General features: G+C 67.0%; 17 protein-coding genes, 1 pseudogene and 1 riboswitch. Of the genes and pseudogenes, 13 read left to right on the top strand and 5 right to left on the bottom strand.

Annotation, left to right across the window (positions count from 1 at the left end; translation table 11 throughout):
* Window positions 1-50 precede the first annotated feature (50 nt).
* The 13 genes and pseudogenes from clpB (at window position 51) to LN450_RS12635 (ending at window position 14,635) form a co-directional block, all read left to right on the top strand.
* A complete protein-coding gene (gene clpB, locus LN450_RS12695) occupies window positions 51-2,636 on the top strand; it encodes an ATP-dependent chaperone ClpB (protein WP_011348315.1) in 2,586 nt (861 codons plus the stop codon).
* 145 nt (window positions 2,637-2,781) lie between these two features.
* A riboswitch (cobalamin riboswitch) is annotated at window positions 2,782-3,005 on the top strand.
* 114 nt (window positions 3,006-3,119) lie between these two features.
* The gene (gene btuB / locus LN450_RS12690; RefSeq protein ID WP_011348314.1) at window positions 3,120-4,997 is read left to right on the top strand and encodes a TonB-dependent vitamin B12 receptor; all 1,878 of its coding nucleotides are present in this window, start codon (window positions 3,120-3,122) and stop codon (window positions 4,995-4,997) included.
* A 279-nt stretch (window positions 4,998-5,276) separates the two neighbouring features.
* Entirely contained in the window at window positions 5,277-5,870 is a 594-nt protein-coding gene (locus LN450_RS12685; protein WP_039416447.1) for a hypothetical protein, read from the top strand.
* Complete coding sequence (locus LN450_RS12680) at window positions 5,870-6,481, top strand: hypothetical protein (RefSeq protein ID WP_039416449.1); 612 nt, start codon at window positions 5,870-5,872, stop codon at window positions 6,479-6,481. The genes LN450_RS12685 and LN450_RS12680 overlap by 1 nt, the downstream gene beginning before the upstream one ends.
* Window positions 6,478-7,089, top strand: a complete 612-nt coding sequence (gene cobO, locus LN450_RS12675) for a cob(I)yrinic acid a,c-diamide adenosyltransferase (protein ID WP_011348311.1) — start codon at window positions 6,478-6,480, stop codon at window positions 7,087-7,089. Before LN450_RS12680 ends, cobO begins: the two co-directional genes overlap by 4 nt.
* Window positions 7,090-7,159: 70 nt before the next feature.
* Entirely contained in the window at window positions 7,160-8,074 is a 915-nt protein-coding gene (cbiB, locus tag LN450_RS12670) for an adenosylcobinamide-phosphate synthase CbiB (protein WP_011348310.1), read from the top strand.
* A gap of 93 nt (window positions 8,075-8,167) precedes the next feature.
* Window positions 8,168-9,151 carry a threonine-phosphate decarboxylase CobD gene (gene cobD / locus LN450_RS12665; RefSeq protein ID WP_011348309.1) on the top strand — a complete coding sequence of 328 codons (984 nt, stop codon included), beginning with the start codon at window positions 8,168-8,170 and terminating at the stop codon, window positions 9,149-9,151.
* Window positions 9,148-10,622 (top strand): annotated as a pseudogene (locus tag LN450_RS12660) (cobyric acid synthase). Before cobD ends, LN450_RS12660 begins: the two are co-directional and overlap by 4 nt.
* Window positions 10,610-11,134: a bifunctional adenosylcobinamide kinase/adenosylcobinamide-phosphate guanylyltransferase gene (gene cobU / locus LN450_RS12655; protein ID WP_011348307.1), complete on the top strand. Its 525-nt coding sequence runs from the start codon at window positions 10,610-10,612 to the stop codon at window positions 11,132-11,134. Before LN450_RS12660 ends, cobU begins: the two are co-directional and overlap by 13 nt.
* A complete protein-coding gene (gene cobT / locus LN450_RS12650) occupies window positions 11,127-12,173 on the top strand; it encodes a nicotinate-nucleotide--dimethylbenzimidazole phosphoribosyltransferase (RefSeq protein ID WP_011348306.1) in 1,047 nt (348 codons plus the stop codon). The genes cobU and cobT overlap by 8 nt, the downstream gene beginning before the upstream one ends.
* Entirely contained in the window at window positions 12,170-12,760 is a 591-nt protein-coding gene (locus LN450_RS12645) for a histidine phosphatase family protein (RefSeq protein ID WP_011348305.1), read from the top strand. The genes cobT and LN450_RS12645 overlap by 4 nt, the downstream gene beginning before the upstream one ends.
* Window positions 12,757-13,491, top strand: coding sequence for an adenosylcobinamide-GDP ribazoletransferase (locus tag LN450_RS12640; RefSeq protein ID WP_011348304.1), 735 nt, complete (start codon window positions 12,757-12,759; stop codon window positions 13,489-13,491). Before LN450_RS12645 ends, LN450_RS12640 begins: the two co-directional genes overlap by 4 nt.
* Window positions 13,492-13,723: 232 nt before the next feature.
* Window positions 13,724-14,635 (top strand): AraC family transcriptional regulator, encoded by a 912-nt coding sequence (locus LN450_RS12635; RefSeq protein ID WP_011348303.1) that lies wholly within the window; start codon window positions 13,724-13,726, stop codon window positions 14,633-14,635.
* Here LN450_RS12635 and LN450_RS12630 read toward each other — a convergent pair.
* Genes LN450_RS12630 through LN450_RS12610 form a run of 5 tightly spaced genes read right to left on the bottom strand, consistent with a single transcriptional unit; the run spans window position 14,539 to window position 21,790 of the window.
* A complete protein-coding gene (locus tag LN450_RS12630) occupies window positions 14,539-15,828 on the bottom strand; it encodes a type III PLP-dependent enzyme (RefSeq protein WP_011348302.1) in 1,290 nt (429 codons plus the stop codon). The genes LN450_RS12635 and LN450_RS12630 overlap by 97 nt on opposite strands.
* Entirely contained in the window at window positions 15,825-17,594 is a 1,770-nt protein-coding gene (locus LN450_RS12625) for an IucA/IucC family protein (RefSeq protein WP_011348301.1), read from the bottom strand. Before LN450_RS12625 ends, LN450_RS12630 begins: the two co-directional genes overlap by 4 nt.
* Window positions 17,572-18,768 (bottom strand): MFS transporter, encoded by a 1,197-nt coding sequence (locus tag LN450_RS12620; RefSeq protein ID WP_011348300.1) that lies wholly within the window; start codon window positions 18,766-18,768, stop codon window positions 17,572-17,574. Before LN450_RS12620 ends, LN450_RS12625 begins: the two co-directional genes overlap by 23 nt.
* Window positions 18,765-20,567, bottom strand: a complete 1,803-nt coding sequence (locus LN450_RS12615; RefSeq protein ID WP_039416455.1) for an IucA/IucC family protein — start codon at window positions 20,565-20,567, stop codon at window positions 18,765-18,767. Before LN450_RS12615 ends, LN450_RS12620 begins: the two co-directional genes overlap by 4 nt.
* Entirely contained in the window at window positions 20,564-21,790 is a 1,227-nt protein-coding gene (locus LN450_RS12610) for an ATP-grasp domain-containing protein (protein ID WP_011348298.1), read from the bottom strand. Before LN450_RS12610 ends, LN450_RS12615 begins: the two co-directional genes overlap by 4 nt.
* Window positions 21,791-22,013: the final 223 nt, after the last annotated feature.

Below are 22,013 nucleotides of genomic sequence, written 5' to 3'. Positions count from 1 at the left end.
ATTTGCACGGTATCGCCGGCGGTGCCGGCCACCTGTTCAGAGGATCTCCCATGCGGATGGACAAGCTCACCTCGCGGTTCCAGCAGGCGCTGGCCGACGCGCAGTCGCTGGCTGTGGGCCGCGACCACAACATCATCGAGCCGGTGCACGTGCTGGCCGCGCTGCTCGACCAGAGCGGCGGCAGCACGCGCCCGCTGCTGTCGCAGGCCGGCGTCAACGTGCCGCTGCTGCGCGAGCGCCTGGGCGAGGCGCTGGACACGCTGCCCAAGGTGTCCGGGCAGGAAGGCAATCTGTCGATCGGCAACGATCTCAATCGCCTGCTCAACCAGACCGACAAGCTCGCCCAGCAACATGGCGACGCGTTCATCGCCAGCGAGTGGTTCGTGCTGGCCGCTGCCGACGATGCCAGCCCGCTGGGCGTGGCGTTGCGCGCGGCCGGTGGCGACAAGAAGAAGATCGAAGCGGCCATCGACAAGCTGCGTGGCGGGGAAACCGTGCAGTCTGAAAACGCCGAAGAACAGCGCCAGGCGCTGGAGAAATACACCATCGACCTGACCGCACGCGCCGAGAGCGGCAAGCTCGATCCGGTGATCGGCCGCGACGAGGAAATCCGCCGCACCATCCAGGTGCTGCAACGGCGCACCAAGAACAACCCGGTGCTGATCGGCGAGCCCGGCGTGGGCAAGACCGCCATTGTCGAAGGCCTGGCCCAGCGCATCATCAACGGCGAAGTGCCCGAAGGCCTGCGCGGCAAGCGCGTGCTCTCGCTGGACATGGGCGCGTTGATCGCCGGCGCCAAATTCCGCGGCGAATTCGAAGAGCGCCTGAAGGCCGTGCTCAGCGACCTGTCGAAGAACGAGGGCCAGATCATCCTGTTCATCGACGAGCTGCACACCATGGTCGGGGCCGGCAAGGCCGATGGCGCGATGGATGCCGGCAACATGCTCAAGCCGGCGCTGGCACGCGGCGAGCTGCATTGCATCGGCGCCACCACGCTGGACGAATACCGCAAGTACATCGAAAAAGACGCCGCACTGGAGCGCCGTTTCCAGAAAGTGTTCGTGGGCGAGCCGACGGTGGAAGACACCATCGCGATCCTGCGCGGCCTGAAGGAGCGCTACGCGGTGCATCACGGCGTGGAGATCACCGACCCGGCCATCGTGGCCGCGGCCACGCTGTCCAACCGCTACATCACCGACCGCCAGCTGCCGGACAAGGCCATCGACCTAATGGACGAAGCGGCCTCGCGTATCCGCATGGAGATCGACTCCAAGCCCGAAGAACTCGACCGCCTGGAGCGCCGCCTGATCCAGCTCAAGATCCAGCGCGAGATGCTCAAGAAGGAAAAGGACGAGGCCTCGCGGCAGCGCCTGGCCGATCTGGAAAGCGATATCGACAAGCTCGAACGCGAGTTTTCCGACCTCAATGAAGTGTGGAAGTCGGAAAAGGCCGCGCTGCAGGGCACCACCAAGATCAAGGAGCAGATCGAGCACGCAAAGCTGGAACTGGAGGCCGCACAGCGCCGCCAGGACTACGCCAAGATGAGCGAGATCCAGTACGGCGTGCTGCCGCAACTGGAAAAGCAGATGCTGCTGGCCAACGAGGTGGAACACCACGATTTCAAGCTGGTGCAGGACCGCGTGACCGCCGAGGAAATCGCCGAAGTGGTGTCGCGCTGGACCGGCATTCCGGTCAACAAGATGCTCGAAGGCGAGCGCGACAAGTTGTTGCGCATGGAAGACGACTTGCATCATCGCGTGGTCGGTCAGAACGAGGCGATCAAGGTGGTGTCCGATGCGGTGCGCCGCTCGCGTGCCGGCCTGTCCGACCCGAACCGCCCCAGTGGCTCGTTCCTGTTCTTAGGTCCCACCGGCGTGGGCAAGACCGAGCTGTGCAAGGCGTTGGCGGATTTCCTGTTCGACAGCACCGAGGCGATGATCCGCATCGACATGAGCGAGTTCATGGAGAAGCATTCGGTCGCACGCCTGATCGGCGCGCCTCCGGGCTATGTGGGCTACGAAGAGGGCGGTTACCTCACCGAGGCCGTGCGTCGTCGTCCGTATTCGCTGATCCTGCTGGACGAAGTGGAAAAGGCGCATCCGGATGTATTCAACATCCTGCTGCAGGTACTCGACGATGGCCGCCTGACCGATGGCCAGGGCCGCACCGTGGACTTCCGCAATACCGTCATCGTGATGACCTCCAACCTGGGCTCGCACCAGATCCAGGAGCTGTCCGGCGACGATAGCGCCGAGGCGTATACGCAGATGAAGGCCGCGGTGATGGGCGTGGTGCAGGCGCACTTCCGCCCGGAGTTCATCAACCGGCTGGACGACATCGTGGTGTTCCATCCGCTGGACAAGGCGCAGATCAAGTCGATTGCGCGCATCCAGTTGCAAGGCCTGGAAAAACGCCTGGCCGAGCGCGGACTCAAGCTGGACCTGGACGATGCGGCGCTGGAGGTGCTGGGCAATGTCGGCTTCGATCCGGTGTACGGCGCGCGCCCGCTCAAACGCGCGATCCAGTCGCAGGTGGAGAACCCGTTGGCGCAGCAGATCCTGTCCGGCCAGTATCTCAGCGGCGAGAGCGTGCGCGTGCGCGCCGACGGCGGGCGGCTGGTGTTTACCAAGGACTGAGTACGCGGCCCGCACGGCGTAGGAGCGCACGTGGGCGATGGCTTTACCGGGAACGCCCATCGCGCCCAGGTGCGCTCCTACGTCGAGCTGGAACGTGCCTCTGGCCGTCGCCGCCGATCTCGGCGGCGCGGTGCGCCAATCCTGCTACCATGCGCGCCCCTGAGGTGACTGCCGGTTGGCCGGTGGTTTAAACGGGAATCCGGTGCGCGCGTCGCCTTGGGCCAGGCGCAATTCCGGAGCTGCCCCCGCAACGGTGGGCGAGGCCAGGTGCCGCAACATGCCACTGTGCAGCCGCATGGGAAGGCGCGGCATCGGAAGCACCAGCTTCCACTCGCGAGCCCGGAGACCGGCCTGAGGGATTGACCCGGCACGCGGTGGGCGTGGCCTTGCTCGTCTGACGCTGCGCGCCGGACGCCTGGCCCGTTGCTGCTTGCCGCCCGATTGCCCACGCGCGGGTTGGCGCGGTTCCAGGAGCAGCAGTTGATGTCCCTTTCTTCCGTTTCGCCGCGTCGTGCCGTGCTCGTCGTCGGGCTGTCGCTGTGCGCTGCCACTGCGGCTCAGGCCGAGGCCGCCATCGATCTGGACCAAGTCGTGGTCACCGCCTCGCGCACCGCACAGACCCAGGACCAGGCCCTGGCACCGGTCACGGTGATCGACCGCGCACAGATCGAGCGTCGTCAGGTCAATTCGCTGCAGGACCTGTTGCGCGGCGAAGCGGGCGTGTCGCTGGCCAACAATGGCGGACCCGGCAAGGCGACCTCGCTGTTCCTGCGCGGCACCGAGGCCGACCAGGTGGTGGTGCTGATCGATGGCGTGCGCATCGGCTCGGCGACCGCCGGCGGTGCGGCGCTGCAGGATGTGCCGATCGAGCAGATCGAACGCATCGAAATCGTGCGTGGCCCGTTTTCCAGCCTGTATGGCTCCGAAGCGCTGGGCGGTGTGATCCAGATCTTTACCCGACGCCCGCAAGGCAGTGTCGTGCCGACCTTGAGCGTGGCGGCCGGTAGCGACAACGCGCGCCGCTACGGCGCGGGCATCGCCGGGCGCAGCCCGGGCGATCTGAGCGATGCCGGTGGTTGGTATTCGGTGAACGCCGTGCACGACGAAACCGACGGTATCAACGCGTATCTGGATACCAGCTCCAGCGCCTATGACCCGGACCGCGACGGCTATCGCAACGATTCGTTGAGCGCGCAGGGCGGCTGGCGTTTCAATCGCCAGTGGGATGCCGATGTGCATGCAGTGCGCGCGCAGAGCCGTAACGAATACGACGGTTCGGCATTCGGCGGCAATCTGGGCAAGGGCGTGCAGCAGGCCATCGGCGGCCGCGTGCGGTACGCGCCGAACGAGGCGCTCACGCTCACTGCCAGCGTGGGCAGCAGCGCCGATCTGAGCGATGCGTATTACCAAGGCGCCTACCTGTCGACCTACGACACCCGCCGCAAGCAGGGTGCGTTGCAGGCCGATCTCGACACCGGCCCCGGTCTGCTCACGGTCGGCTTCGATTGGCAGCGGGACGCCATCGCCAGCAGCGACAATTACAATGCCGACAGCCGCATCGACCGCGCCGCATTTGCGCAGTGGCAGCAGACTTTTGGCAGTCAATCGCTGCAAGCCAGCCTGCGCCGCAACGACAACAGCCAGTTCGGCGGCAAGACTACCGGCAGCCTGCTGTGGGGTTGGGATTTTGCCGAGCATCTGCGCCTGACGGCCAGCTACGGCACTGCGTTCAAGGCGCCCACCTTCAACGAGTTGTACTACCCCGATTACGGCAACCCGCTGCTCGGGCCGGAAACCTCCAAGAGTGCCGAACTCGGTCTGCGCGGTCGCTACGATTGGGGCACCTGGACGCTCAGCGCGTTCCAGACCCGTATCGACGATCTCATCGCCTACGACGCGTCGTTGGTGGATGCCACGCACCCGTTCGGGCAGCCGAACAATATCGACCGGGCGCGCATCCGCGGCGTGGAAGCCGGCTACGACACCGTGCTGGCCGGCTGGACCGTGCGCAGCGCAGTGACCTGGCTTGCGCCGCAGGCCGATGGTGAAGTCAATCATGGCAATTGGTTGCCGCGGCGTGCGCGCCAGAGCGGGCGTATCGATGCCGACCGCAGCATCGGTGCATTCGGCATTGGCGCAAGCCTGTTCGGTTCGGGTGCTCGCTACGACGATCTGGCCAATACCGATCGGTTGGCCGGCTACGGCTTGCTGGATCTGCGCGTGAGTTATGCAGTGAATGCGGACTGGAAGGTGCAATTTGCCGCCAACAATGTGTTCGACCGCCACTACGAAACCGCACGCTGGTATGCCCAGCCACGCCGCAATTATCTGCTGACCTTCCGCTACCAACCGGCGCACTGAGAGCAGCCGACGACACGACCGCGCAGCCACCGCATGGTTGCGGGCGGTGCCCGGATCCGCATGGACCAGGCGGATACTGCGTTTGCTCCTGCTGTCCGCATGCGCCTGGCGAGTGCGCGCGACATTGTGTTAGCCCGTCCAAGCGCGCCGCCGACACCGGCTGCGCAGTCGGCGCTTGCCGCTGGATGCAAGGATCGCTACGGTTTGCAGGGGGCGATCATTTGCCAGATGTCTGTTGCGCCATCCGGGTGGCGATCGAAAATCTGAAGGAGACCATCGATGCCGCCTTTATCCCGCTCGTGCGAACGCCTGGTGTTCATCGCTTCGATGCTGCTGATGACCGCGACCCGCTTCCATCATGTCAGTGACTGGCTGCACCTGCCGGATGCCTCCATGGCGGTGTTCTTTCTCGGTGGCCTGGCATTGCGGCGGCACGGCGACTTCGTTGCCTTGCTGGGGTTGTCGGTGGCGATCGATTGGGCTGCAGTGCGCCTGGCCGGCGTCAGCGACTTCTGCATCACGGCGGCCTACGCGGCCTTGCCGGTGGCCTATGGCGTGCTCTGGTACGCCGGACGCGCGTCTGTCGCACGTGGGCGGCCAGGCGCTGCGTCGCTGAGCATCGCCTGGGGTCTGGGCACCTTGGCCGCCGTGCTGTCGTTCTTGATCTCCAATGGCGCGTTCTACTGGTGGGGCGGGCGCTATGCCGACCCGCACTGGGCGCAGTACCTGCAGCGCGCCTGGCAGTGGGGGCCGTTGTTCGTGCGCACGACAGCGCTGTATCTGGCGGTGGTGCTGGCAGCGGCGTGGTGCGTGCTGCGCTGGCGTCATCTGCGCGCCGCAGCGCCGTTGTCCAAGCCATCGGATGTGTCGTGATGGTGGCGCGGCGCACTGGAGCGACACCGTTGCCGTTGCCGTTGCACGGCACAGCGGCCAGAGCGTGCGGCATCGCACTTGCCGGCTTGATGGTCTGCGCGCGCGGCGAGCATTTTGCAAATGTGGATGCCTTGCCCACGGCCTCATGGGCGGTATTTTTTCTGGCCGGTGCGTTGCTACGCCCGCTGTGGATGTTGCCGCTGCTGTTCGGGATTGTATCGCTGCTGGATCTGATCGGCCTGGCCTCGGGCAGCAGCAGCGACTGGTGCCTGTCGCCGGCGTACTGGGCGTTGGCATTGGCGTACGCCGCGTTGTGGTGGGGCGGGCTGCTGTTTGCATCGCAACTGCAGCACCAGGCCTGGCGTCGCGTCACCGGGCCGCTGTTGGCCTTGCTGATCAGCGGCAGCGCCGCCTATGTGCTGTCCAAGGCCGGTTTCTATTTCCTGTCTGGTCGCTACCCGCATGCCACGCTCAGCGGGTTCATTGCGCGCATGCCGGCGGACTATCTACACGCCCTTGCAACACTGGCCGGCTATATCGGCCTGGCTTTCGCCCTGTTGGCTGCACACCGCGCCGCTGGTGCACGTCCACCCATGGGAGCACGCGCATGACCACCCCCGAGCACGATGAGGCGCATTACCGCGAACGTGCGCAGCGCAAGAAGGAATTGGTCGACCGGCGCATCGCACGTGCAGTGATCGACCGCGGTGTGCTGCTGGTCAATACCGGCAATGGCAAGGGCAAGAGCTCGTCCGGCTTCGGCATGCTGGCGCGCTCGCTTGGGCATGGCCTGCATTGCGGCGTGGTGCAATTCATCAAGGGCACGTTTTCGACCGGCGAAGAAGCGTTTTTCCGTCGCTTTCCGGATCTGCTCGATTATCACGTCATGGGCGAAGGCTTCACCTGGGAAACCCAGGACCGCGCACGCGACATCGCCGCCACGCAGGCGGCCTGGCAGCGTGCGCGCGGCATGCTGGCCGATGCGCGCTACGATTTCGTGCTGCTGGACGAACTCAACATCGCCCTGGTGAAGGACTACATCGCGCTGGATGAGGTGCTTGCTGCCGTGGCCGCGCGGCCGCCCGGCCAGCACGTGGTGATCACCGGGCGCGGCGCGCCGGCCGGGTTGATCGAGGTCGCCGACACCGTGACCGAGATGCGCCTGGTCAAGCACGCCTTCAATGCCGGCATCAAGGCGCAACTCGGCATCGAGCTGTAGCCGTGGGCGTGCGCGCGCAATGCCTTGCATGGCTCGGCATGTTGGCTGGCATGCGCCGGGACTGCACGCCATGCTGCTGGTGACTGCCACCGTTGCCGTGCTGCTGGATTTGCTGCTCGGCGAGCCGCGGCGCGGACATCCGCTGGTGTTGTTCGGCACCTGGGCGCAACGTATCGAAGCGCGCCTGCACCGCAACCGTCGCAGCGTGGGCATCCTGGCGTGGTGCATGAGCGTGTTGCCGTTGACCTGTATCGCTGCAGTGGTGCAATGGGGGCTGTGGTGCGTGTCGCCCTGGGCGGCGGCCGCGTTCGCCGCGATCACGCTGTATCTGGCGCTGGGCCTGCGTAGCCTGGGCGAACACGCACAAGCGGTGATCGATGCGCTGCAGGTCACTGATCTGCCTGCCGCCCGCGCTGCAGTGGGTCGTATCGTCAGCCGCGATACGGCTGTGCTGGACGCCACCCAAGTCGCTGCCGCAGCGACCGAGTCGGTCTTGGAAAACGGCAGCGACGCCGTGTTCGCCGCACTGTTCTGGGGCGTCGCGCTGGGCGCACCGGGCGCGGTGTTGTACCGGCTGTCCAATACGCTGGATGCCATGTGGGGCTATCGCACGCCGCGCTACGTCAACTTCGGCTGGGCCGCGGCGCGCATCGACGATGCGTTGAACTGGTTGCCGGCGCGGCTGACCGCAGCGACCTACGCCGTGCTGGGCCGCACCCGTGCGGGCATGCGCTGCGCGTGGCGGCAGGGACGCGGCTGGAAGAGCCCCAATGCCGGCCCCGTGATGGCGGCGGGCGCAGGCGCGCTGCATGTCCGATTGGGCGGGCCTGCGCCGTACCACGGCCATTGGCAGCCGCGCCCCGCGCTGGGCGAGGGCGCGGCAGCAAGCGCAAACAGCGTGCAACGCGCATTGCGGCTGGTGCGTGCCGGGGTCGCGTTCTGGCTGCTGCTGGGCGCGCTGGTAACCGCGCTGGCGATGCGATGATCGGCACGCGGATGGCCTGGCGTTTCACCAACACGCACCGGCGCACCGTTCACGCCGGCGCAGGTAGCGCCGCTCCATTACCGGGAGTGCGCAATGCTTGAACATGGCGGGCGCCTGCGCCGCGCTGCGCAGGCTTACAACATTCCGCTCGCGCACTGGCTGGACCTGTCCACCGGCGTGAGCCCGTTCGCCTGGCCGGTGCCCGCCATTCCGGAACATGCGTGGCAGCGCTTGCCGGAAGACGACGATGGCCTGGCAGAGTGCGCGGCTGCCTATTACGGCGCGCCGCAGGTACTGCCGGTGCCCGGCTCGCAGGCGGCGATTCAGGCCTTGCCACTGCTGCGCGCGCCCGGCCGCGTCGGCGTACTTACGCCTGGTTACGCCGAGCATGCACAGGCATGGCGGCGTGCCGGGCATCAGGTCGTGCCGATGAGCGCGGCGCAATTGCTGCACGCGGGTGAGACGCTGGATGTGGCCGTGCTGATTCATCCCAATAATCCATGCGCCGAGTGCTTCGATCCCGACGCGCTGCTGCAGCTGCATGCGCGGCTTGCAGCACGCGGCGGGTGGCTGATGATCGACGAGGCCTTCATGGATGCGACCCCGCAACACAGCGTCTGCGCCTTCACCCAGCGGCCCGGTTTGGTGGTGCTGCGCTCGGTGGGCAAGTTCTTCGGCATGGCAGGCGCACGTGCGGGCTTTGTCTGCGCAGATCGCGCATTGCTGGATGCCGTGCGCGAACGCTTGGGACCATGGACGCTGAGCGGGCCGGCGCGATGGGCCGTGCAGCAGGCATTGGCCGATACGCCGTGGCAGGTTCAGGCATGTGCGCGTCTGCACGCGGCCTCGCAGCGGCTTGCGCAGCTGTTGCATGCGCATGCGATCGTACCTACCGCAGGCACGGCGTTCTTTCAGTGGTGCCGGCGCGACGACGCGGCTGCCTTGCACGTCGCGCTGGCGCAGCGCGGCATTTTGACGCGGCTGTTCGACACACCGAACAGTCTGCGCCTGGGTCTTCCACCCGACGCCGCGGGCGAGGCGCGCCTGGGCGTGGCACTGCGCCAGGTGCTGGCATGAGCGCGCGCGTCCTGATGGTGCAGGGCTGCACCTCCGATGCGGGCAAGAGCACGCTGGTGGCCGCGCTGTGCCGGTGGCTGCATCGGCAGGGCATTGCGGTGGCGCCATTCAAGCCGCAGAACATGGCGTTGAATTCGGCAGTGACGGTGGACGGTGGCGAAATCGGCCGCGCGCAGGCATTGCAGGCACAGGCATGCGGGCTGGAGCCGCAGACCGATTTCAACCCGGTGTTGCTCAAGCCCAACAGCGATACCGGTGCGCAGGTCATCGTGCACGGGCATCCGGTCGCCACCCTGGATGCGGTGGGCTATCACGCCTACAAGGCGACCGCATTCAACGCCGTGTTGGCCTCGCACGCGCGCCTGGTCGAGCGCTTCGATGTGGTGCTGGTGGAAGGTGCTGGCAGCCCGGCCGAGATCAATTTGCGCGACAACGACATCGCCAACATGGGCTATGCCGAAGCGGTGGACTGCGCCGTGATCCTGGTGGCCGACATCGACCGCGGCGGTGTGTTCGCCCATCTGGTCGGCACGCTGGCGTTGCTCTCGGCCAGCGAGCGCGCACGCGTTGCCGGTGTTGTGATCAATCGGTTTCGCGGGGATCTGGCGCTGCTGCAGCCCGGGCTGGCGTGGCTGGAGCGCGAAACGGGCAAGCCGGTGCTCGGCGTGCTGCCGTATCTGCACGGACTGCAGCTGGATGCCGAAGATGCGGTGCCACGCAACGCGCCGCAGGAACCACAGTCGCAATTGCGCGTGGTGGTGCCGGTGCTGCCGCGCATCAGCAATCACACCGATGTCGACGCGTTGCTGGCGCATCCGCAGGTGGATGTGCGCTTGATCGGTCCCGGGCAGACGCCGCCGCCGTGCGATCTGATCCTGTTGCCGGGCAGCAAATCCACCCGGCACGATCTGCAGTGGCTGCGTACGCACGGGTGGGACGCCGCCATTGCCCGTCACCTGCGCTACGGCGGAAAACTGCTTGGCATCTGCGGTGGACTGCAGATGCTGGGCACCCATCTCCACGACCCGCGTGGCATCGAGGGGGCAGCGGGCAGCAGCCCCGGTCTTGGGTGGCTGTCGCTGCAAACCACGCTGCAGCCGCACAAGCAACTGCATCGCGTGCACGGGCGCCTGCTGCTGGGCGACGCCAGTGTCAGCGGCTATGAAATTCACTGCGCTCTCAGCAGCGGCGCCGCGCTGGCACGGCCATTGCTGCAGCTGGACGATGGGCGTACCGATGGCGCCATCTCCGACGATGGCCAGGTGCTCGGCACCTATGTGCATGGGGTGTTCGACCACCCCATGCACTGGCTGCATTGCTGGCGTGGGCCGGTCTGGCGCAGGCCGCGCCACTGGATCTTGCCGCGCTGCGCGAAGCCAGCCTGGAGCGTCTGGCCGATGCGGTGCACACGCATCTGGATACCGCGGCACTGACACGCCTCATCAGCAGGGAACCGGCATGCAGCAACTGATTCTTGGCGGCGCCCGTTCGGGCAAGAGCGCGCTGGCCGAGCGCATCGCGGCAGGGTCCGGGCGCGCAGTGACTTACCTGGCCACAGCGCAAGCCTTCGATGGCGAAATGCATCGGCGCATTGCCCATCACCGCAGCGAACGCCCCGCGCATTGGCAGTGCGTGGAAGAGCCCATCGCGCTGGCGGCGACCTTGCAGGCGCATGCCGCGCCGGATCGCTGCGTGCTGGTGGATTGCCTGACCCTGTGGCTGAGCAATCTGCTCGGCCACCCGGATGCAGGCATGTTCGCGCGCGAGCGCGATGCGCTGCTGGCAACGCTGCCGCAGTTGCCGGGGCAGATCCTGCTGGTCAGCAACGAAGTGGGGCAGGGCATCGTGCCGTTGGGCAAACTCACGCGTCGGTTTGTGGACGAGGCTGGCTGGCTGCATCAGGCATTGGCGCTACAGTGCGAGCGTGTGGTGTTGGTGGTGGCAGGATTGCCGATGGTGTTGAAGGAGAGCGCGTGTGAGTAGCGATTGGATTTTTGGTGCCTGCGCAGTGCCGGACGCGCGCATGCGCTCTGCCGCGCTTGCCCGGCAGGAACAGCTGACCAAGCCGCCCGGCGCATTGGGCCGGCTGGAACACCTGGCAGTGCGGCTGGCCGCCTGGCAACGCACCGATCGGCCCGGAGTGCAGCGGGTCTGGATCGCGGTGTATGCCGCCGACCATGGCGTAGCGGCCGAAGGAGTCTCGGCTTTTCCGCAGGCAGTGACCGGCGAGATGGTGCGCAATTTCGCACGCGGTGGCGCCGCCATTGCGGTACTGGCGCGCGAGTTGGGCGCGCGGCTGGAAGTGGTGAATCTGGGCGTGGTCAACGACCCCGGCGACCTGCCGCGGGTGCGGCGTGCCTGGATTGCGCCCAGCAGCGCCAATATCTGCGAGCAGCCGGCGATGACGGCCACCCAATTGCGCGATGCGCTCGCCGCCGGCGCCGACAGCATCGCGCAGGCCAAGAGTTGCGATACCCAGCTATTTGTCGGCGGCGAGATGGGCATCGGCAACACCACCGCCGCCGCGGCGCTGGGCTGCGCCTTGCTGTCGCAGTTTCCGCAGGCGATGGCCGGCGCAGGCACCGGCCTGGATGCCGAAGGCATTGCGCACAAGGCCACCGTGATCACGCGTGCGCTGGCCTTGCATGCCGATGCATCGAGCCCGCTGGAGCGTTTGCGCCGGCTGGGCGGATTCGAAATCGCTGCCTTGGTCGGCGCCTACATCGCCGCCGCGCAGGCCGGCATCCCGGTGCTGGTGGATGGCTTCATCACCACGGCGGCGGCACTGGTGGCCACTCGCCTGAATCCCGGCGTGCGCGAGTGGTTGTTGTTCGGGCATCGCTCGCAGGAGCGTGGGCATGCAGCGCTGCTGCGCGCAATGGATGCCGAGCCCTTGCTGCAACTGGACCTGCGTCTGGGCGAAGCCAGCGGCGCGGCGGTGGCGATTCCGCTGCTGCGCAGCGCCTGCGCCTTACATAACGGCATGGCGACGTTTGCCGAAGCCGGGGTGTCGGACGCATGAGCGCGCAAATCACCTTGTTGCGGCATGGCGACACCGGGCAACGCAGCTATCGCGGCCAGCTCGACGACCCGCTCACCGAACTGGGCTGGCAGCAATTGCGTGCGGCCACTGCCGATGGCACGTGGGACGCAGTCGTGGCGTCCACGTTGCAGCGCTGCGCGTTGTTCGCCACCGAGCTTGCCCACGCGCGTGCCATTCCGCTGCAGCTGGACCGGCGCCTGCGCGAATATCACTTCGGCCGCTGGCAGGGCGTGCCGGTGGCCAACATCGATCGCGACGAAGGGCAAGCGCTCGGCCGCTTCTGGGCCGACCCGGTGCGCCATCCGCCACCGCAGGCCGAACCGTTTACCGACTTCTGCGCGCGCCTGTCGGCCGCGCTCGATGCCATCGTCGCCCGCTATCCGGCACAGCGCGTGCTGGTGGTCACCCATGGCGGCGCCATCCGCGCGTTGCGCTGCATCGTCGAAGCACGCCCCTTCGGCAACATGACCGACATCGCCGTGCCGCACGCCAGCCTGCATCCGCTGGCGTGGCCACCGGCCGTCGCGACGCCGATAGCCGTGTCCATGGCGTCCAGCTCCGGATGATCGACGGCTTGCTTGCTGCGCTCGGGTTCCTGACCCGCATGCCGGTGCCCGCCCGGGTGTTCGCCCGGCCCGGCGCGCAGGCGCGTTCGCTGCCGTGGTACCCGGCCGTCGGACTGCTGATCGGCGCAGTGGTGAGCGCGTTGGCGTGGTGTTTGCGGGATGCGGCGGCGTTGCTCGGGGCCGCGATGTTGTTGAGCAGCTGGGTCTGGTTTACCGGCGCCTTGCACATCGACGGCCTGGCAGACACCGCCGATGCCTGGGTCGGCGGCATGGGCGATCGCACGCGCACCCTGGCGATCATGAAAGATCCCACCAGCGGCCCGATGGCGGTGACTGCGATCGTGCTGATCTTGCTGCTCAAATACACGGCGCTGGCTGCCCTGTTGCCCACGGCGCCGGGTGGGGTGTGGCTTGCTCCGCTGCTGGCGCGCACGGCGCTGGTAGCGGCTTTTTTGACGACGCCGTACGTGCGTGCCGGCGGGCTTGGCAGTGGCCTGGTTGGCAGTTCGCGTGCTGGCTTGCTGTTGTCGTTGCTGCTCGGGCTGGCCTGCGCCTTCGCCGTCGGGCGCTTGCGCGGCATGCTGGCCTGCGCAGTGGCGAGTGTGGTGTTGGTAATGTGGCGTCGTGCCTGCCTGCAGCGCCTGGGCGGCATGACCGGCGATACCTGCGGTGCATTGGTGGAGATCAGCGAAACAGCGGTGCTGGTGGCCTTGGCGCTGCAAACGAGCTGAAGGCTGGGTGCGACGCGATTGCGCTGAAAACGGGCAAGCAGGCCCGCTGCGTGGAGTGTTTGGATCGCTGCTTTGTTTCAACGCCGCAGCTGCCCGACGACTGGCGAACGGGTGCCAACCACTGTATGCCGCTAGACCCGACCAACGCGGCCAGGTGCCGCAAATGCGCAAGATCGGGACCGCGCCGGATGCCCCTGTGCGCGATGCTCACCGCCTTCCAGAGGAGTCGCCCATGCCAGCAGCAACCTCGGTCGTCTTCCATCGGCAGCGTGCAGTCGAGCGCGTCGTGGCCCATTTGCAGGCCAGCATCCGCGCGGGCGAACCGCTGCCGGACCTGGCGACGCTGGCCGCGCTGGCGCATCAATCGCCGCCGCATTTCCATCGTGTTTACCGGGCCTTGGCGGGCGAGACATTGGGCGCCACCACCGCGCGGTTGCGTCTGAGTTATGCGCTGCATCTGCTGGGCGAGCAGGGCAGCTCGGTCACCGAGGTGGCATTGGCAGTCGGCTATCACACCCCGCAGGCGCTGGCACGCGCGTTTCGGACGGTGCTGCAGGCCAGCCCTTCAAGCCTGCGTAACGCACCGCAGCTGCGCGCGCAGAAGTTGCAGCAACTGGCCGGCCCGTCGCTGCCAGCGCAGGCGCACGACGCGCCATTGCAGGTGCTGGTGCAGGTGCTCGACCCCCTGGAAGTGGTGGTGCTGCGCAGGCGTGGCGCGTTCGATGACCTGGACCGTGGCTTCGGCCGCATCGCCGCGTGGGCCGAGCGCAGCGCAGTGATCGACCACTTGCAGGCGCTGATCGGACTGCCGCTGAACGACCACCGCGATGTACCGCCGCCGCAGCACCTGTTCGACTGCGCGATGGCATTCGACACCGCCGTGGCGCCGTCAGCGCCCCTGCACCTGCGCCAACTCAGCGGTGGCCTGCATGCGGTCGTGCGTCATGTGGGAAATTACGCGGGACTGGAAGACGCACTCGACCACGTGCTCGCATGCTGGCTGCCGGACAGCGGCTACGCACTGCGCGAGGCACCGCTGCATTACCTCTATCTCGATGATCCGGAAACCGTCGCCGAGGCCGAGTTGCGTGCGGACATTCGGTTGCCCGTGCAGCGGTCGGGCGAGGTCGCGTTACCGAGGTAATGCGTCGCCGGCAAGAACACCATCTGCGGTGCCGGGTGCATCAGAAAGTGCTGGTGCGAAATATTCCACGCATAGGCGCCCGCCAGCGGGAAGGCCAGGCAATCGCCGGGTGCGAGTGCGGCCACCGGTTGCTGGCGTGCCAGCACGTCCTTGGGCGTGCATAACTGGCCGACCAGGGTCACCGGGGTATCGCGCAACACTGGCGCACGCTCGCCGCGCAATACGCGGAATGGATGATCGTGCGCCTGCGCGGCCGGCGTACGAAAGTGATGGGTACCACCGCGCGCAACCGCAAACCAGGCGCCGTGGCTGCGTTTGAGATCGAGCACTTCCATCAGGTACCAACCGCAGCTGGCGCTGAGGTAACGGCCCGGCTCCAGACGCAAGCGCAGGTCTGTACCGTGTTCGCGCAGCACGGCAGGCAGCCCGGCACAGAAGCGGGCCCAGTCGAACGACGCATCCGGTGCCAGGTAGTCCACACCGAAGCCGCCACCGGCGTTTACCCGCAGTGGACCAAGCGCATAGGTCTGTCGCCATTGCTGCACGGTGTGCAGGTAGGCGGCCACCAGATGCAGCTGCGCGGCGGCGCTGCGTTGATGCGACATCAGATGGAAATGGAAGCCTTCCAGGCGCAGCGATGGATTGGCCTGCACTCGCCGGACTGCTGCATCCAGATCGCTTGGATCCAGGCCGAACGGCGAGGGTTGCCCACCCATCATCAAGCGCGTGCTCTGCGCGCCGGGTACGGCGATATTCATGCGCAGGAACACGGGCACGCAGCGGCCGGCGTGCGCTGCAATTGCCGCCAGGCGTTCGAGTTCGCTCAGGCTTTCCACATGCACGGTGCAGTCGGGCAGGGCGGCTGCCTGGGCGAGCTCGGTATCGAGTTTGCCCGGGCCACCGAACAACAACGGTGCCTGCGGTTGCTGCGCATGCAGCCAGGCGAGTTCGCCGCCGGATGCGGCTTCGAAGCCATCCACGTGCGCTGCCAGCGTTTGCAGAATCGGCGGTTCTGCATTGGCTTTGGCTGCATAGAACAGTTCGCACTGCGCCGGCAGCTGCGCACGCATCCAGGCCGCATGCGTGTCCAATGCCGCCAGATCGTAGACATACGCGCAGATCGGGCCTTCGCAGCGGTCGCGCACCTGCGGCAAGGCCGCAAGCAGTGCGATGGTATCGATGTGCAGACTCACGCCGCCACCTGCCGCTGCGCCGTGATGCGGGGGATGGGGTTGGGCAGCGCGGTGTAGTCGGATTGGCGGTCGGCACGCTGCCATAGACGGGTACCCAGATTGTTCTTGCCCGGCAGCGGCGCGCCGTCGACCAGACCCTGCAGCGCCGCTTGCGCGCCATGGCGTTGTTGCCAGCGCAGCGCGATCTCGCCCACGCATTGCCATAGCCGCGCTTCGAGTACGGCATCGCCTTCGCCCAGATGAAAGATCGCCTCGGCCAGATTGTTGACCAGCGCGCAATACGCCACCCGGTTCCAGCCCTGTTCTGGGGTGTAGTACAGCGATTGGCGTGCGCGTTCGCCGACGCCGCGCAGGCGCGCGGCCGGCCAGTGATGGGCGAGCAGCTTGGTGCCTTCCAGGTCGCGGACCCACACCCGCGTCGGCCAGCCGTCGGCAAAGCCGATCACGGTGTTTTGCAGATGCGGCTCCAGCGCGATGCCGTGCTGGAACAGCGCGCTCCACACTCCGTCCAGCAGCAGCCCGGCATAGGTGCGGAACCACAGCAGCGTTGCGGTTCGGTGGTCCATCTGCGCGCTGCCGAGCGCCCGCAGGCGCGCGGCGCACACGCTATTGCCCTGCGCATCGCAGGTGAACAAGGCCGCAGCCACCTGCGGTTGCCAGCGTGCACGTTGCGCGGCGGGAATGTTTTGCCGGTACAGAATGCCGAAGCTCTCCGACAAGGTGCGCGCCGCCAACGGGTCGGCGGCATGCAATGCGGGATCGACCGACGCCACGTCCAGCGAAGTCGCCGCCGGCTCCAGCATCACATCGAAGCCCGGCACCTGTGTGGCCAGGGCACGCCAGCTCGGTGCCAACAGCTCGGTGAGCGCAACCGCGCTCTCCAGTTCGTACCATGCGTTCTTGCGCACGCAGTTGGTGAGCCGCACATGCACCGAGCACTTGAGGAAATACGCAAGTTCCGGGTGGTACAGCGTGCGGACCGACGAGGTGGGCCGCAGTGCATCGCCTAATGGGCCGACCGGCGTAATCAGGCCGCGTGCCTGCAAGCTGCGCAGCAAGGGGGCGTCGAGCAGGCGCTGCGCTTCCCAGGGGTGGCAGGGATAGAGATCATCGCTGCCGCTGAGCTGCTTTAATGTCGCGCGCACGTCGCGTCCCTGGATGCGCAGCAGGCGCGGGTCGATGCGGAACCAGAACAGCTGGAACGACGCGCGCGCTTCCGGTGCGCAGGCCAGCACCTGATCCAGATCCACGCCTTCGCGGCTCTTGGGCGTCGGGTGCAATGCATGCCCCCACAGCATCGATTGTTCGGCGTCGATCATTACCTCGCCGGTGGCGGCGGCGACCTGGGCCTGGCGCAATAACGCAGCGGTGACGGCCACGCTATTGGCGCTTTGCGCCAGCAGCTCCGGGTTGATGTCCTGCGCGCTGCCCAGGGCCTGCAACAGGCAGCGTGCCAGCGTTTGCGCATCCAGGCTATGCCACGGCTTGCCGGCGCTCTTGAGAAACGGCGCAGAGGCGAACCGGCAGCGGCCCAGGCGATCGGCAAAGGCGATGCGCACGCACAGCGTACCGACCTCGCCCAGATCGATGCGCAGCCAGCGTTGTTCGGCCACGCGCGGGCCGGGTCGATCCAGCCCGCGATAGTCGAACTGCACCGCACGCTGCGGAATCGCGAATTCGCGCAGATAGCAGTTCAACCAGCAGCTGCAGGCCTGCGCGTCGGCCATGCTGTCGTACCAGGGGTCATGCATCGTGTGCGGCGACATCGGCAGTTCTCCTCGAAGGAAAGCGCACCAGAACGGTGAGCGCAGCAACGGTCGCGGCCAGCGCCGCAGCCAGGAAAGGGGTGGCGGGGCCGGACGCCTGTGCCAGTGCGCCGGCAGCGGCACCGGCGAACACGCCGGCCCATTTGCCGCAGGCATCGAAGCGGCCGAACAGGCGCCCGGCGCCATGCCCGCTGGCAATGTGCGCCAGGCTGCGGTTGAGCCCACGCAGCCCGAACAACATGCCGAAGCCAAACAACAGCCGCGCTGCCGCCAATGTGACGGCATCGTGCAACAGCGCCTGCCACACGCAGGCCACCGCAAACAACGCCAGGCCCGGCACCAGCCACGCCTCGCTATCGCCGCGTCGCCACCAGGGCAGCACCACCAGATAGACCAGATGCGGCAGGCTGTAGAGCAAACCGGCAAGCGCATCGTGGCCGGCGCCGCGCGCAAGCGCATACGGAATGAAATACGGGAATGTCACCACCATCGCGAAGCAGAACAAGAACTGTGCGAGCAGCAGGGCTGGCCACAACGGCGCGGCATGGGGGCGCGGCGATGCAGGCGATGGAGCTGCGTGCCTGGAAGACGTGGCAGCCTTGCCGGCAGTGTGTCCTCGCGCAGCAGGCCGATCGGCCGGCAGTCGCCACGTCAACGCAAACGCTATCAATGGCAGCAACGCCAGTGCGCGATACAGCGATTGCGCAGGACCCAGCGCCAGTGCCATGCCCAGCAGTGCCGGTGCGCTTACCATGGCAAGGCGGGCCGAATACTGTGTCCAGTCCAATGCACGCGCCAACGGGCCGGCCTGCGGCTGGCTGGCCAGATACGCATTTGCCGCCGCCAGCGAGCCGCCGCAGGTGCCTTGCACGACCAGGCCGATCACCAGCCAGGTCAGCGACGGCGCGAAGCCGGCAATCGCAAAGCCCAGCGCCAGGCCCAGTTGTGCGCGCAGCAGCGAACGTTTGCGTCCATGGCGGTCCGCCCAACGCCCCCAGCTGCTTGCCGTCAGTGCGGTGCAGAGCGTGGGCAAGACATACAGCACGCCGCTCCAGCCAACCGCGGCCGATGGTGCAAGTTCGGCCAACACCTGCGGCAGAAACAGCGGCATGCCCAACGCCGTGAATGCCGCCAGATAATGCGCAGCCAGCACCGGACCCAGGATGCGCCTCATCGCGGCACGCCCGCTTGCCTGCGCGGCGGTTGTTGCGTATCGGCGAAGGCATCGCCGAATGGATTGGGCGCGCTGTCGCCGTAGAACTTGTTGATGTCGGTGGCGCCGGTGAGGTGCTTGCTGAGCAGGCTGCCGGCGCTGAGCAGGTATTTCACCGGCAGCCGTGGCGCGGCCAACAGCCGGCGCGCAGGGCCGGTATCGATGCCATCGGCGTCCAGTTTCGCCAACGTCGCAGCGAACTGGTCCTGCAGCTGCGCGTATAACGGTGTGCGCAATGCGGGTTGCCATTCGGCCAGGCCTTCCAGCACCGCCTGCAGATCCAGCTGCAGCACGATCGTGCAGAACATCTGCGCCAATGCCTGTGGATCGTCCACCGCAATACGCGCATCCTGCAGCGGGCCCATTGCATCCGGCTCCGGCAGCGCCGCGCGCAACTGCGGCAGCGCAATCCGCGCAGCGTCGTTGTCCTTCATCAACAGGCGCGTGGCTTGGCCATCGGCATACACCAGCACGCTGTTTTGCTGATTGGCTTCCAGTGCAATGCCATAACGCAGCCACAGGCGCAGATGTACGGCAAGCAGCAGTTCGGTGTAGTCGCGCCACCAATGCAGCACGTCGCCATGCGCAAAACGCTCGGCAAGATGGATCGCCATCGGGCGGCCATCGGGCATGGGCGCGCATAGCGCAGCCACCGGGACCAGCGTGGCATCGTCAAGCGCTGGGTAACGCCGCACCAGATAGGCCAGATGCCGCGTCTGCCCGACATGCCCGCCGTGCGACTCGTCGACGAACACGCAGCGGCCTTGCACTGCAGGATCCAGCGCATCGATGCGCCGCAACGCGCGCTCCATCCAGTGCCCGTCATACAGCGTGGACGGCTTGATCAAACGCAGGTTGAGGGCGCCCAGCGTGCGCATCGGAATGGGCAATTTGAGATGCAGGTGTGGATGCCGCAGCGGCACCAGCGTGCGCACCGACAGCGTCGGGCGCACGTCCAGCCAGGCGTTGGGCGCTCGCAGCACGTCCTCGGGCAGTGCGAAGCCCTCCTGCTCCAGGCGCTCCCACACCAGCGGATGCACCGGCCAGGGCAGATGCGTGGCGGCCAACTCCGGCGGCAGGCCCAGGCTGGCGAAATCCGGCCACAGCTCGGCCGGCGGGGCGCTGGTGCATTGCGCCAACGCCTGCGGAACCGCCAGCCAACGCAGCGCGAAGGTCGGCGCGAATTCCGGCGCGTAGTGGCGCAGCTCGGCCGCATCCAGCCCGGCCTTGGCGCGCGCGGTGGGATAGAACGGATGGTCGCGGTAGCTGGCCAGTTGGTCGCAGCGGTAGGCGCGCTCGGCGGCATCGCGGTGATGCAGCGCAGTGCGCAACGCCGGTGCCTGCGCGTGGTAGGCCTGCCGCGCCAGCCCGCGGTGCGCGGCGGCGCAGTCGGCTTCGTCGGCGTAGGCGCGATGCAGCTGTTGCGTTTCGCTGTCGAGTTCTGCGCTCAGGCGGTGCAGCCAGGCGTGCGCGCCACGTTCGACATGCACGCTGTCGTCGCTGCGCACAATCCAGCTGTCGCCGCAGGCACCGATGTCCTGCAGCACGCCTTGACGATGGATCGGCACCCACATCGTGCCGCCGGGCAGATGAGCGATGCGCCACCATCCATGCACCGGGCTGGGGTCGGTCCACTGCGCCAGCACCTGCGCATCCGGCACCGCCGCACTGCCGCGGGTCGCAATCCCACGCAGGTCTTCGCGCAGGCAGGCATCGATGATGCGGGTGGCGATGTAGCGTTGGTCGTCCATGCTGCTCATGCGCGCAGTTCCGCGCCGTCGATGCGCCACTGCAGGCCCGCTTCGGCCTGCACCACTGCGTGTTGCAGTGTCTGCGCATCGCGTGCCAACGCACTCAGCACGCCCAGGTAATCCTTGTTGGAATGGCTCAGGCGGATGCGCTCGCCCGGTGCGCGCATCCGCCGGTACTGCACGTCGCTGTGGGCATCGCGCTGGCGGCGGTCTTCGCTGGCGGCGACCAATTCGCCGTCGTGTTCGGCCACGTAGTAGCGCAGCAAGGCATGCGCATGGGCACTGCGGAGCTGTGGCAACGGCAGGCCCAGATGCGGTGCCAGCGCCGCGTTGAACCATTGCTTGGAAAACATCTCGTCGAGCAGGAATTCGCGCCGATCGCCGATGCTGCGGTAATTGATTTCCACCAGCACCGGGCCATCGGCGGTGAGGATGAATTCGCTATGGCACAGCCCGAAGCCGACACCGAACGCGCGCAGCTGTTGCAGCGCCTGCGCGATCACCGGCGTGTCCACGTTGGCATCCCACTGCGCTTCGCATTCGACGAAATGCGGCGGCGGCGACAATCGCACCTTGAAGCCGCCGATGGCTTGCAGGTGCTTGCCATCGCCCAGCGTTTCCAGCGTAAACAGCGCACCTTCCAGCATGCTTTCCAACAGCACGGTGCGCTGCGGATGGCGCTGCCATCCATCGTCCAGGTACGCCTGCAATTGCGCTGCATCGGTGCAGCAGCGCACATCCAGGCTCGCCACGCCCTCGCGGGGCTTGGCCACCACAGGCCATGGAATCTGGGCCGGCAACGCCGCGCCCGGCGCCAGCGTGCAAAACCACGGGCAGGGCAGCCCATGCGCACGCAAGCGTTGGCGCATCGCAGCCTTGTTCTTGGCGGCGTAGCACACCTGCCAGTCCTTGCCCGGCAGGCCAAGCGCTGCGGCCACCAGCGCGGTGCTGGTCTGCAGATGGTCGCTATTGCTGAACACCGCGCGCGGGGTGATGTCTGCATCGTGCAGTACGTCGAGGACGCCGAGCGGATTGAACACATCGCATTCGATCACCCGCTGCGGTGCATGGGCGGGATGCTCGCGGAAATAGGCCAGGTGATCGAGCCGGTGGTCGGTCAGCAACCACACGGGCAGGCCCAGTGCGCGCGCGGCGGGCAGGAAACCTTCGGTGATGGCCGGATGGCAGACATGGGTGAGGATCACCAACGGTGCAGCGGATGTCGCAGTCATGGCAGCTCTCGTTCGACAGGACGGTGGGGAAAACCGGTACTGAACGGGCTGCCTGGCGCCATGGCGGCGTTGGGTGGCCTGCGATACGTCGATCGCATGCCGCGTGCTGCGGCAATGATGCGTGCCTCATGCACGCCGTGTTGTCTTGGCGGCTGTCAGTACGACCGCCGCCGCTTCGCGCGCAACCTACGCCTGTGTGCGTCGGTCGTGTGCAGCGCTTGCC

The organism is Xanthomonas euvesicatoria pv. euvesicatoria (assembly GCF_020880415.1).
GTDB classification, from domain to species: Bacteria; Pseudomonadota; Gammaproteobacteria; order Xanthomonadales; family Xanthomonadaceae; genus Xanthomonas; species Xanthomonas euvesicatoria.
Note: the sequence above shows the minus strand (reverse complement) of the source record. Positions and strands in the feature narration are given on the sequence as shown.